The 12039-nt window shown below is 48.1% G+C and carries 12 protein-coding genes and 1 pseudogene; 9 read left to right on the plus strand and 4 right to left on the minus strand.

Going from position 1 to position 12039, the window contains the following annotated elements:
* Window positions 1-8: 8 nt before the first annotated feature.
* The gene (locus QUA24_RS00655) at window positions 9-1211 is read right to left on the minus strand and encodes a glycosyltransferase family 4 protein (RefSeq protein WP_333226424.1); all 1203 of its coding nucleotides are present in this window, start codon (window positions 1209-1211) and stop codon (window positions 9-11) included.
* A 249-nt stretch (window positions 1212-1460) separates the two neighbouring features.
* The gene (locus tag QUA24_RS00660; RefSeq protein ID WP_333226426.1) at window positions 1461-3782 is read right to left on the minus strand and encodes an IMS domain-containing protein; all 2322 of its coding nucleotides are present in this window, start codon (window positions 3780-3782) and stop codon (window positions 1461-1463) included.
* Between the two features lie 458 nt (window positions 3783-4240).
* Here QUA24_RS00660 and pdhA point away from each other — a divergent pair, with 458 nt between their 5' ends.
* From pdhA to QUA24_RS00675, 3 genes are all read left to right on the plus strand, one after another.
* Complete coding sequence (pdhA, locus tag QUA24_RS00665) at window positions 4241-5278, plus strand: pyruvate dehydrogenase (acetyl-transferring) E1 component subunit alpha (protein WP_006634162.1); 1038 nt, start codon at window positions 4241-4243, stop codon at window positions 5276-5278.
* 254 nt (window positions 5279-5532) lie between these two features.
* Window positions 5533-5754 (plus strand): hypothetical protein, encoded by a 222-nt coding sequence (locus QUA24_RS00670; protein ID WP_333226428.1) that lies wholly within the window; start codon window positions 5533-5535, stop codon window positions 5752-5754.
* A gap of 103 nt (window positions 5755-5857) precedes the next feature.
* A complete protein-coding gene (locus QUA24_RS00675; protein WP_333226430.1) occupies window positions 5858-5986 on the plus strand; it encodes a hypothetical protein in 129 nt (42 codons plus the stop codon).
* Window positions 5987-6086: 100 nt separating this feature from the next.
* Here QUA24_RS00675 and QUA24_RS27255 read toward each other — a convergent pair.
* A pseudogene (locus tag QUA24_RS27255) lies at window positions 6087-6170 on the minus strand (MrcB family domain-containing protein); the annotation flags it as partial.
* A gap of 32 nt (window positions 6171-6202) precedes the next feature.
* Window positions 6203-6274 (minus strand): MrcB family domain-containing protein, encoded by a 72-nt coding sequence (locus QUA24_RS27260; RefSeq protein WP_445242575.1) that lies wholly within the window; start codon window positions 6272-6274, stop codon window positions 6203-6205.
* A 397-nt stretch (window positions 6275-6671) separates the two neighbouring features.
* Here QUA24_RS27260 and rpmI point away from each other — a divergent pair, with 397 nt between their 5' ends.
* The 6 genes from rpmI (at window position 6672) to QUA24_RS00705 (ending at window position 11453) form a co-directional block, all read left to right on the plus strand.
* Complete coding sequence (gene rpmI / locus QUA24_RS00680) at window positions 6672-6869, plus strand: 50S ribosomal protein L35 (RefSeq protein ID WP_006634164.1); 198 nt, start codon at window positions 6672-6674, stop codon at window positions 6867-6869.
* 19 nt (window positions 6870-6888) lie between these two features.
* Window positions 6889-7245: a 50S ribosomal protein L20 gene (rplT, locus tag QUA24_RS00685; protein WP_190658174.1), complete on the plus strand. Its 357-nt coding sequence runs from the start codon at window positions 6889-6891 to the stop codon at window positions 7243-7245.
* Between the two features lie 272 nt (window positions 7246-7517).
* Entirely contained in the window at window positions 7518-8048 is a 531-nt protein-coding gene (locus QUA24_RS00690; RefSeq protein ID WP_333226432.1) for a tetratricopeptide repeat protein, read from the plus strand.
* Window positions 8049-8284: 236 nt separating this feature from the next.
* Entirely contained in the window at window positions 8285-8662 is a 378-nt protein-coding gene (locus tag QUA24_RS00695) for a response regulator (protein ID WP_333213290.1), read from the plus strand.
* The gene (locus tag QUA24_RS00700) at window positions 8659-9264 is read left to right on the plus strand and encodes a chemotaxis protein CheC (protein WP_333067864.1); all 606 of its coding nucleotides are present in this window, start codon (window positions 8659-8661) and stop codon (window positions 9262-9264) included. Before QUA24_RS00695 ends, QUA24_RS00700 begins: the two co-directional genes overlap by 4 nt.
* Window positions 9261-11453: a diguanylate cyclase domain-containing protein gene (locus tag QUA24_RS00705; protein WP_333226434.1), complete on the plus strand. Its 2193-nt coding sequence runs from the start codon at window positions 9261-9263 to the stop codon at window positions 11451-11453. The genes QUA24_RS00700 and QUA24_RS00705 overlap by 4 nt, the downstream gene beginning before the upstream one ends.
* Window positions 11454-12039: the final 586 nt, after the last annotated feature.

The raw sequence follows: 12039 nt of genomic DNA on the forward strand, positions 1-12039 counted from the left end.
CCTCGAAACTACAAAATTATTGGCTCAAAAATAGACTTCTCGTCTCTCTTTTTATCTCCTCCCATAACCTCAAGCAATCGATCGACTACGCACCTCCAAGTAAAATTTTCAGCCACAAAAGCCGGGCCCGCAACCCTAGCTTTCGCAGCGATTCCCGGCTGCTCGATCGCCCCTTGCATCAAATCTGTCAAATGTTCCCACTCAGGAGCTAAGATAAATAAGGTTTCCCCGTCACTCACCACAGCCGTAAATTTACTCTCAATCCGCTGTGCAAAGTTCGATCGCGTAAAATCATCCGTAGGGCCGCCCGCAGTGCAAATAACCGGCAAACCGCAAGCTGCAGCTTCCAATACCGGCAGATTAAAACCTTCTGCCAAATAGGGAGAAACATAAACATCTGCTGCTTGGTAAAACTCTGCTATTTGAGCAAAAGATAGCTGGCTACCAGTATAAATTAATCTCGGTAAAACCCTCGCTCTTTCGGCATCGTTGAGCACAACTCGGCACGCTTCGGCAATCTCGTCTCTCGACGGATAAAGCAGTTCAGAACCTTTTAAAACTAATCTCGCATGGGGATATTTGTCAACTACCGCAGCGAAGGCTTTTAATAAAGGGCGAATACCTTTGCGATCAGTTTGTCCTCCGATATTTAAAAATATAAAATAGTTTGACCACCCGAAACTTTCGCGCAGTGATTGACGCCGATCGCCCGCAGCAGGATAATAAATCTGAGGATCGACTCCCAAAGGTACAACGGCAATGCGATCGGCCTCAACTCCGCTGCGAATTAAGCCGGCTTTTGACCAAGCTGAAGGTGTAATAATTTTCGTTTCTGAATTAACCGGAGTTTCTGCGATCGACTTAACACCCATCGCCTGTAATACTGAACTGGTAATAATCCCCCATTCTGTCGCTGCAAATACCCAAGTTTGAGCGCTGCTGGATGCCGAGAAGTCCCAGGGGCAGTACATTCGCAGCGTAACATCGGCTGACTGATTTACCGCAGGGTTCTTAATGCTGCGAAGTAAGGTTTCATTCGGGCAATCGAACAAACTAATTTTCGTCTCCCAAGCTGCGTCAATGTAGGGCATATCGCGGTGGAAAAGCTCAATTTTGCTTCGCGGGCGATCGAGCATTTCCAGCAGTTGAAATTGATTGGCTACGCAATAGGAATGATAAATAAAACGCCAGCCTTCAACAATAATCTGCAATTCAAAACTCCCACTTTTGGAATTAAAAATTCACCTAATAATCAGAAACTGGTAATTAGTAATTAGCCAACAAAAATTACCAATTACCAATTACCAGAAAGAATAGGTTTACAGCCAGAACCCCGATCAGGAGAAATTAAAAGAAGACTGTTCATTTCTCCAATCCTCTTCGTCCCAGGTAGATGTCGGTATCCCAGGTCAACAGTCAACAGTCAACTGTCAACAGTCAACAGTCAACTGAACAATTCCTTACTTAATCACTTGCCAATCCATAATCCGCCACTGTCCCTCTTGACGGATCAAGTCGTAGCGCACCCGCAGGTTTTCGTTGCGGGAAGAAACGAGCTGATCGCGATCGAACACTTCGGCTTTTTCCGCGACTTGGGCTTCTACTTGAGCGCGATCGGGATTAGTCGGATTCGTCTTAACTCCATTAACTTCCAGCTTGTGTACGTAACGCTGGTGCGCGTTGTTTCGCTGTTGAGCTTCTGCCATCAATTGCCAGCGAGACAAAGCCGGTTCTGTCAGAACTTGCTTTAATTCTTCGACAGCGTGATTGGGGCCCAAAGCCGCTGCTTTCGCCGACAGCCAGCTTTGAACTATTTGTCCGGCTGATTCCTCAGTGATTTCTCCCGACACTGGGCCTGCTGCGCTCGGCTCTGGGGCCGCGGGCAAGGCAGGGATTTCTAGGGGCGGTTCTTCCAGGCGGAGGAGGGCTTGCTCCCCTTGGAGGGATGGGCCCGATAGGGCTTGCATCGCGCTAGCCAACAGACTGAGTATTAACCACAGGAGTAACAGGCTCAGGACACCTGCGACTAGAAACAAAGCCAGCTTGTTTGGAGGCATGGACTTAACTTGGGCGGTAAGTTCTGCTGCCTTGGTGCGCGCCCGATCGACAAAATCGCCCTTTAGCCCATTGCCGCTTGCTCCGCTGCGCCCTGAATGTTGGCGTCTGCGATGTTTGGAAGTCGATTCAGCAGGGTCTGGCACTGTAGCTATCGGGAGAGAGACAGGGGCAACAGCGCTCGGCGCGGTCACCGTTGCCGGGGATTTCGTTCCCGAAGCTGCGGTGGAAGCCTCGCCCGGTACGGGGGTCAAAGTGACCATACTGGCTCCCTGCTTGGCTGTGGGTGGCTGTGGGGGTATGGCAGCGGGCGATCGGCCTGCTGCCGGTTGCAGTCGCCCTGGGAGCTTGCCGGCGCGGGGCTGCACGACGACCCATTCGTTGGCGGTTTCTGCGTCCTGTGGCAAAGCTTCTAGGTAAGCTTGTACTTTCGGGTCGGCAAAGTAGTCTTTCAAGGACACTGACTCGTTGGCCAAGTCGCGGAAGTGGGGAAACACTTCTTCTTGTAGCCAATGTTCGGCGTACAAGCACAGTCCGGGCAACAAGTCGGGTGAATCTTGGGAATGTTCGCGAATGAAGGCCAGGGGTTCTTTTTCCGAACTGAGTTCGAGGGCTCTGCTGGCTTCTTCTGTCTGGCCCAGCAGCAGCGAACAGACGGCTTTTTCCAGGTGAACGTCTTGGCGGCGACCGAGCTGCATCAGCATCAGCTTTGCCCGACGGATCATCGATGGCTGTCTGGCGGCAAATCCTTGGGCTAACAGGGTGTAGACCGAGAGGTAAGTGGCGACTGCGGAGGGGCGGCCGGCTTCGGCTTCAAATAGCGCCTGCTGCTCGCTGCTGGTTAGGTGTTTACGCATTTGCTGCACGAACCGGAGGAAGTCTTCTATTCCTAAACCCGATCGATCGTCTCCCGAACCGTCGATACCGCCTCGTTCTTGAAGCATTTCTCGCAGGATTTCCAGCCCCCGGCGACGCTCTGCGACTTTTTCTTCGGGAAGTGATAATAGCTCTAAAATGTTGTACGGACGGAGTTTGTATATGTCGGCTTGCATTTCACCCCTCACGCTTGCAAATAGGCTTTCGCGCAGCAGCAATTCTTGACCTGCTTCTAATGATTTTGCGGCATTTTCGTACTGACCTTGTTGCCACTGTTCGCGGCCGAGTTCTAGACAGGCAAGGCTGACAGTTAAAACTATATCTGGCCTCACGAGCTGGGGGTCGCCGAAACGACCTTCTGCGATCGCGATGCTGCCATTGTTAAGATACGGGCGACCCAGCTTCTGTACGAGTTCGTATTCTCCCAGTTCTTGCAGTATGAGCAGGGCTCCTACGAATTGGTTGTCATCGATTTCAATACTTGGAGTGTGGGGGTCGGGAGCAGCCTCTAAAGTCTTGAACTCTGGCGGAGCGGTTTCTCCTGTGTCTTGCAGGAAGGTGGCCGTGCCTGCTGAGGTTTTTGACCTCTGGTGCTTGGCTTCCTGTGCGGCTTCCGACTCTCGATCGTAAGTTTTGGCTAAAAAACTGGCATCGTAAGCTTTGCGCCCCTCTGAGTCTGACAGAACGGCGCAGGCTTCATCGAGCAGTTGTTTGCGGGCGACGATCGCAACTTCGGAATACTCCCTGCGCGGAAGCTGTAAAGTTCGATCGCGGTGAGCCTGCTGCAACTGTTCGGCAGTAGCTTGAATCGGTAGACCCAAAATCCGGTAGTAATCTAGTGGAATTAACATAAGTTAAAGAACTGTCCACTTCCCCAAAGCGCTAGCAACTGAATTAGCCTATCTTAAGTGACATACTCCCGCAAACCAAATCAAAAATTCTGGTGTTGGCTTCCAACCGCCCCATTCGCGGTATGTTGGACTTGCCGTAGATATACTCTGATTTTTTTCGCTCTACAGCGTTTTACAGTGAGGAAAATGCCTTGCCCCACTGCCCGTCAGCTAAAGGAGTGGTTTGACTCTTGAGCATTTTCGGGTTAGAGAGTAATGGAATTATATCATTCGTTTGCATGGGGTTTAGATGGGAGTTGGTTCTCCGAGTACCTGCAATCCGCCCCGCCTGCTAAGCACATTTTAACAATTGGTGAACTGTTGCACAGAAAACGTTTGATCGTTTTCTGCTGCGGTTGTGTCCCATCTGGGTTTAAATTTAGAAGTCTAGGAAGCCGAACGTCGGGTATTAATTATTTATGGTTCAGGAACGGACTTTACCAGTTTTTGACGCGCAAAGCGTAAACATTTCTCGGGATGAGGGCTTAATGCTCTACGAGGATATGGTCTTGGGGCGCTACTTTGAGGACAAGTGTGCTGAGATGTACTACCGGGGCAAAATGTTTGGTTTTGTCCACTTGTACAACGGTCAGGAAGCTGTGTCTACTGGCGTGATTCGATCGATGCGTCGGGATGACACTGATTACGTCAGCAGCACCTACCGCGATCACGTTCACGCTTTGAGCGCGGGCGTGCCGGCGCGGGAGGTAATGGCGGAGTTGTTCGGAAAGGAAACTGGTTGCTCGAAGGGCCGCGGCGGTTCGATGCACATGTTTTCGGCCGAACACCGGCTGTTGGGAGGTTATGCTTTTGTGGCTGAGGGGATTCCTGTAGCTACGGGGGCGGCTTTTCAATCGAAGTACCGGCGCGAAGCTTTGGGGGATGAGAGTTCTGATGGCGTGACTGCTTGTTTTTTTGGCGATGGTGCTGCAAATAACGGGCAGTTTTTTGAATGTTTGAATATGGCGGCTTTGTGGAAGTTGCCGATTATTTATGTTGTGGAAAACAACAAATGGGCGATCGGGATGGCCCACGAGCGAGCTACTTCTGACCCACTGATTTACAAGAAGGCTCATGCTTTTGGCATGGCTGGTTTTGAGGTTGACGGGATGGATGTTTTGGCGGTGCGGGAAGTGGCGAAAGAAGCTGTAGCGCGGGCGCGCGCCGGCGAGGGGCCGACTTTGATCGAGGCTTTGACTTATCGCTTTCGCGGCCATTCTTTGGCCGATCCTGATGAGTTGCGTTCTAAGGAAGAGAAGGAATATTGGTTCCCCCGCGATCCGATTAAGAAGTTGGCTGCTGATTTGATCGATCGAACTTTGGCAACTGCTGAAGAATTGAAAGAGATCGATAATAAAATTCAAGCAGTAATTGATGATGCAGTCGATTTTGCTGAGAAAAGCGCTGAGCCAGATCCTAGCGAATTGTATCGGTTTATCTATGCTGAAGATGAGTAAGCTTTTTTTTGTGCATTTAACTTGTATGTTTAGGGCTGCCAGGATGCCCAACCCCTACTCCCCACAAGAGTGATAGATCCCCGTAGGGACAGGGCGAAAGCCTTTGTCCCTACTGCATTTTCTTAACCTGCAATACGCTGTAAGACTTAGGTACAAACTCTACTTGTAAATTGTGCACTGCGAATCTTACTACCATAAATTAGGGCTAGAATCAAAGGTAGACTTTTTAGACTTTAGACGAAAAGAGAGGCGATATGATAAATCTCGATCGCGATCTAACTCAAGCCAGGAAAAATATGGGTGCAGTTCGAGTCAAAGTCAAGCTAACGAATGCCATTGATGAAGAGTTAGTCAAGAGAGGATTGATCAATCCAAATCTGTTGCGTGTGTACGAAGCAGAAGCACTCATAGATACTGGCGCAGTACGCACAGCTATTCCTGTAGAAGTCTGCGGAACACCTGGGTTTAAGAATTAGGAGTCCGGAAATAGCAAAATATGCTGATGGCAGACAAGAAACAGTAGGACTGACTGGACCTATTATCATTGAAATAGAAGGGCGCGAAACGATTGAGGCGGCAATGGTTTTAGGCGATATGGTGCTAATCGGTCAAACTGTGTTAGAAACTTTATATTTGCTAGTAGAGTGCAAACATCAGCGTCTAATTCCCAATCCAGAAAATCCCGACAGACCTGTATTGAGAGTTTAATACTAAATAAAGTAGTTGCCTTTGGGATAGAAGCAAGCTGAAGATCGAGAGGTTCAGAAAATTCCCTGAGCTGGTCATAACCAAGCTTATATGCTATTCCTTGATTGAGATAAAGATAAACGCCAGAGAAGTCCGCGCGAAAAAAATAAACATAGTAAAACCCCGACTGGACATTCTCAGTTACAAGCTTGTTAAATTGTTAAATGTTAAATATTGCTACCAAGGAACTTTAGCCCAAGAACCATTACCGGGTGAAGCTTTTACGCTATAGATTTCTGGTAATTCCAATTAAGCACTTATTGATTTCGGCACTACATTTCTCACATAAGTAGCAAATGAATGTCCTTTGATGTTGTCGTTACTGACCAATGGATATTCAAACATGATTTTTTTAAGGGACTCTCTAAGCGCCATAGCCACTAATTAATGTTGCATCTTCAATTTAATTATCGTGACTCACCAGCAGCTTTCAAATATTAACTCTGCCGATAACCATTAATGATAGCGAAACTGCGGTATAACATTTTATACTAGATGTTCACTCCGCAAACAACTGTAAGATTAGCCGATCGCCCATCCTGTATATTGCCCCAAATACAGCGCCGCCCCCAACCAGGAAATCTCCCTTGCAGAAAGTACCACAAATGTGATACGGTTGAAGCTTGTGTCCAAATAACACCAGTCCATGCCAAAACTCAAAACTCGCAAAGCAGCCGCAAAGCGCTTTAGAGCGACCGGCAGCGGTAAGATCGTGCGCCGCAAAGCTTACAAAAGCCACTTGCTACAGCACAAAAGTTCAGCTCGCAAAAGCCGTCTCTCTAAGCTGGTCGTCATTGACGAGACCAACGACGCTAACGTGCGGTTAATGCTTCCATACTTGTAAAGTTTAACGGAAATTAAAGATGACACGGGTAAAACGCGGTAATGTCGCCAGAGCGCGCCGCAAAAAAATTCTCAAATTAGCCAAGGGTTTCCGAGGCGCACAGTCGAAACAGTTCCGCACAGCTAACCAACGGGTGATGCAGGCCCTGCGTAACGGTTATCGCGATCGCAAAAAACGCAAACGCGATTTCCGCCGCCTGTGGATCGCTCGGATCAATGCCGCATCGCGCCAGCACGGCACGAGTTACAGCAGACTGATCGGCAACATGAAAAAAGCCAATATCGAAATCAACCGCAAAATGCTGGCACAAATGGCGATCATTGACCCCGCAACATTCGGTAAAGTCGTGGAAATGGCTAATCGAGCCGGAGGCTGAAAGTTCGCTTGATTTTCAGAAGGCAGAAAGCAGAAGTAAGAAAGATTTAACGGTCTGCCAGAGAAGGAAAACTCCTGATAAATTTAGGAGGTGGAGACAAAATTTCCTTCTTTGTTCTTACTTCTGGACTCTTGCTTTTTCAGAAATCGCGATCGGGCCGGTCGATCGCTATTTCCTTGTTTTTTATACAGTTGCAGAGGCAAATGTTAGAGATTGCTAGCGCCTTAAAATAAATAAGACCTTCCACAGACCTACCTAAATTTAAGAAAAACATGGATAGTAATTTGCTCATTATTTACTTGTCAGTCCTGCTGGCTATACTCGGCAGCACTTCCTGGTTTGTAGTGCGCCAGATTCTCAAAACTCGGAAGCTGGAAATGTCTCTGGAACGCTTAGAAAATAAGCTGACAGTAGAAAAAGGAACAGCACAGGAATACTACGAATTAGGAAGTATCTATCTAGATAAGAAGCTTTACTCCCAGGCGATCGTACTGTTTCAAAAAGCCCTGAAAGCCAAAGACTTAGAAGGCGAAGAAAATCAAGCTATTATTTACAACGCTCTCGGTTTTGCACACTTCGGCCAAGAACAGTACGACATAGCCATCCGCCACTACAAAGAAGCCCTGAAGTTGCAGCCAGAATACGTTACATCTCTCAATAATCTGGGTCACGCCTACGAGCGCAAGAAATTAACAGCCCAAGCCTTGGAAATCTATGAACAAGCTCTCGCCTGCGAGCCAGACAATACCACGGCCAAACAGCGAGTAGAGTCCCTTCGGAAGCGTTTGGTAATCTATAATTGAGCGCCCATGTTAGGAGCAATAGAGATCCCGCAAACCTGGTTTCATTCAGAAACCGGGTTTTTTCTTCACATAGTCCAAGATACTAAACTATCCAATACATTAATGCGTTAGTTTTTAAGAACAGGAATTCCAAGTGAAGCTCGATCACACACCGTCCCAGCACTTTAAATTAATGTCAAGATAAAAGCAGTACCTGCAATACCGGTCAGTCCTAACAATAGAAGGAGGAGAACGTAGTGACATCAATTCTCGTTGTCGAAGATTCGTGGTTGACTCGCAGGGTAATCTGCAAAATTCTCCGAGCAGAGGGATACGAGACTTGGGAAGCATCCAGCGGCCCAGAAGCTCTAGAACAGCTCGGCACTAAAACTCCAAACTGTATGCTCTTAGATCTCCTGATGCCAGAAATGGAAGGTCGGGAAGTCCTGCAAGCTATGCGCGATCGAGGATATAAAATTCCAGTGATCGTAATTACCGCAGACATTCAAGCCAGCACCCGCTCCGAGTGCATGGATCTCGGAGCCCTGGCAGTCATTCACAAAATGCCCAACTCAGACGAACTAATCGGGTGGATCAAAAAAGCTCTCAGTGTCAGCGAGGAGAGCGCCCAATGAAATTAAGCACTCGACAGCTCGATGCTTTGCAGGAACTCGTCAACATCGGGATCGGTCAAGCCGCAGGGGTTTTGAATGACATGATCGACTCCCCGATTCGCTTGCAAATCCCCTACCTTCAAATTCTGACTCCCACCGACGTGGAAGAAGAGTTAGAGCAGCACCTCAACGGTGAGCAAATCGCCGCCGTCCAGCTCAAATTCACAGGCTCCTTTGGAGGCATTGCCCAGCTAGTCTTTCCCACCAACAGCGCTGCTTTGCTGGTGACGATGCTCACAGGGGAAGAAGGAACTCACGATCTCGATTCAGTCAAAATTGGTACGCTGAGTGAAGTGGGAAATATTGTAATTAATGGGGTTATGGGTGCAATCAGCAACGTGCTTCAGCAGCGCCTGAACTACTCAATTCCCACTTATAGTGAAGGGACGATTGCTAGTTTGCTGATCTCTGGCGGTTTAGCTACTGATACAGTTGTTTTATTAGCCCAGACCAGTTTCATGATTGAAAGGCTTCACATTGAAGGAGATATTATTCTTATTTTCAATGTTAATTCCTTTGACACCTTGTTGACTGCTATCAATCAACTTGCCGGGGGTCTATGATTGAGGAGAGCAAAAGTATTAAGGAAAAGTTTGGGGTTCTCGACAGTGTACCAGTCGGCGCCTGCTTGCTGCAAGATGATTTTGTGGTGCTGTTTTGGAACACTTGTCTGGAAGAGTGGACTAAAATTCCCCGCAGCCAAATATTGGGAACAAAGATCACAACCCATTTTCCTCACCTGAGTCAGTTAAAGTACGCCACTCGCTTCAAGCAAATCTTTGCAGGAGGCCCGCCAACAATTTTTTCTTCTCAAATTCACAAACACCTGATTCCGGCAACTTGGCAAGACGGCCAGCAGCGAATTCAGCAAACTACTGTGACTGCTGTGCCGGCACTGGAGGCTGGCATTGAAGAACAGGAGATTAGAGACTGGATTCTCCATACTCTTGAGCTGGAATCAGACGGTAATGTCGGCTCCCGATCATCAAGAAGTGCTTTTGTGTCTAGGGAATCTCCACCCTCAGTTTCGTCATCAATATGGCCGGGGGTCAATGCCCCATCGTTCTACGCGCTGCTGGTGATTCAAGACGTGACCGACCTCACCCACCGCATCCAAGCTTACCGCACAATGCGGGATCAAGCTTTGGAAGAAGTGCAAGTGCGTCAGCGGGTGGAGGAAGAATTGCGATCGAGCCAGCATTTCATCCAACAGATTGCTGACGCGGCGCCTTATTTACTGTACATCTACGATTTGACCCAACAGCGAAACGTTTACGTCAACGGTCAAGCTTCTAAATTGCTGGGCTACACTCCCTACGAAATTTTACAGATGCAAACTGCTTTGTACTCGAGTTTGGTGTACCCAGAAGATTTGCCGAGGCTCAAAGCCCATCAGCAAAAATTTCCCTCGACTCAAGACGGGCATATTTTGGAGTTGGAATATCGCCTCAAACATCGATCGGGCCAATGGCGCTGGTTTCGCTGCCGTGACCAAGTTTTCGCCCGTACAGCCGACGGCTGTCCCAAACAAATTTTCGGCACCGCTCAAGATATCACCGAGTACAAGCGGGCAGAAGAGGCGCTGCGGCAGCAGAACGAACGAGAACTGCTGATGGCGACGATTACTCAGCACATCCGCCAGTCTCTGGATTTGGGCGAAGTGCTCAGCACGACAGTGACAGAAGTGCGTCAGTTCCTTCAGGCTGATCGAGTGATGATCGTGCGCTTTAACACCTGTACCGGGAGTGTCTGCGCGGGCCCGGCGACGGGGGCGGTGACAGTGGAATCTGTAGCTCCCAACTGCCAGCCCATGTTGGGGGAAACCCTGGAAAATTTCTGTTTTGACCAATTCTATCTCGAAGCGTACCAACATCGAGCGATCCGACCGATCGCCGATATCTTGGCCGCGGATTTGCCGCAATATCAAATTGACTTGCTCGCACAATTTGCGGTGAGAGCTTATTTGGTTGTGCCTTTAGTGCAAGGAGACGAGTTGTGGGGGCTGCTGATGGCCCACCAGTGCAGTCCCCGGCAGTGGATGCAGTTGGAAGTAGAGTTGCTGTCTTCTCTGGCTACCCAGTTGGCGATCGCGATCAAGCAAGCAGAACTATACCAGCAGTTGCAAGCGGCCAACCTCAAGTTAGAGCGCTTGGCAACTTTAGACGAACTCACGCAGCTAGCAAACCGCCGCCGTTTCGATCAGTATTTGGAAATGGAGTGGGGCAGACAAGCCAGAGAACAAACGCCTCTGTCCCTGATTCTCTGCGATATTGATTCTTTTAAAAGCTACAACGATACCTACGGACACCCAGGGGGAGACGAATGTTTGCGACAAGTCGCCGCGGCGATCGGCAATGCAGTCAATCGCCCCGCCGATTTAGTAGCTCGCTACGGAGGCGAAGAATTTGCCGTTATTTTGCCCAATACCGCGATTCAAGGCGCGGTGCTGGTAGCCGAACACATACAGCTCAAAATCGCAGCTTTGCAGCTTCCTCACGCTGGTTCTCAGGTGAGCCCGTACGTCACTCTCAGTCTGGGCGTAGCGAGTATTGTTCCTGCATCTGAATCGGGAGCCGAAATTCTGATTGCCGCAGCCGACCAAGCGCTCTATCAAGCTAAACGACTTGGGCGCGATCGTATCCAACTTTACCAGCCTGAGCCTGCTGCCAAGGCGAATGGGACAGGCACTTCGATACTTCCTGTAGATTTTTCCCTACCCAATACTAATTTACCCTCTCCCACTAGCGCTTGACGAATTGCCATATTTGTGGGTTCCGAGTAGTTATACCACTACGTAAAAAATGCCCCTGTCAGCGCGTGATCCAAACCCTGATATCCCTCTTCTGTCACTCTGCGAATTAAAGAAGTAAGAAATAAGCTAGCTCAAACATAAAAATAAAAGGGTTGGAATTGATTTATTCTATCAATTAAATCCTTGAACCCAAGTAATAAATTAAGATTACCGAATATTATGCCTCTTGCAAAAAATTTTATGCTATAATTAAATTTTTGGCTTAATTAGAGCAGATTGCAGGTTATATCAGTACTTGACAATTATGAGTTGGCTCTCAGGTATAACACTCAAAACCTTTAATTATAACATAGATTTTTTTTTGCAAGGGGTCTATTTATAACCAAGGATAAACAAACCAAAATATAAGGATAGTTTAGATAAGCTGTTGTGCATTTAATTTGTATGTTGAGGGCGGGCAGGATGCCCACTGCACAAGAGGAAAAATTTATTTTACTATGCAATTTAAATGCGGATTAGCTTAAGCTATTGTGCATTTAAACTGTGATATAAAATTACCATAATTTGTGTTTTTTAGTCCCATTCA

This window comes from Microcoleus sp. Pol12B5, assembly GCF_036701335.1.
Taxonomy (GTDB): domain Bacteria; phylum Cyanobacteriota; class Cyanobacteriia; order Cyanobacteriales; family Microcoleaceae; genus Microcoleus.

Coding starts and splice junctions, on each gene's coding strand:
- QUA24_RS00675 (WP_333226430.1), top strand. CDS start 5,858: ATGGTTTTAGGCGATATGGTGCTAATCGGTCAAACTGTGTTAGAAACT.
- rpmI (WP_006634164.1), top strand. CDS start 6,672: ATGCCAAAACTCAAAACTCGCAAAGCAGCCGCAAAGCGCTTTAGAGCG.
- QUA24_RS00670 (WP_333226428.1), top strand. CDS start 5,533: ATGATAAATCTCGATCGCGATCTAACTCAAGCCAGGAAAAATATGGGT.
- QUA24_RS00690 (WP_333226432.1), top strand. CDS start 7,518: ATGGATAGTAATTTGCTCATTATTTACTTGTCAGTCCTGCTGGCTATA.
- QUA24_RS00705 (WP_333226434.1), top strand. CDS start 9,261: ATGATTGAGGAGAGCAAAAGTATTAAGGAAAAGTTTGGGGTTCTCGAC.
- pdhA (WP_006634162.1), top strand. CDS start 4,241: ATGGTTCAGGAACGGACTTTACCAGTTTTTGACGCGCAAAGCGTAAAC.
- QUA24_RS00660 (WP_333226426.1), bottom strand. CDS start 3,782: ATGTTAATTCCACTAGATTACTACCGGATTTTGGGTCTACCGATTCAA.
- QUA24_RS00700 (WP_333067864.1), top strand. CDS start 8,659: ATGAAATTAAGCACTCGACAGCTCGATGCTTTGCAGGAACTCGTCAAC.
- rplT (WP_190658174.1), top strand. CDS start 6,889: ATGACACGGGTAAAACGCGGTAATGTCGCCAGAGCGCGCCGCAAAAAA.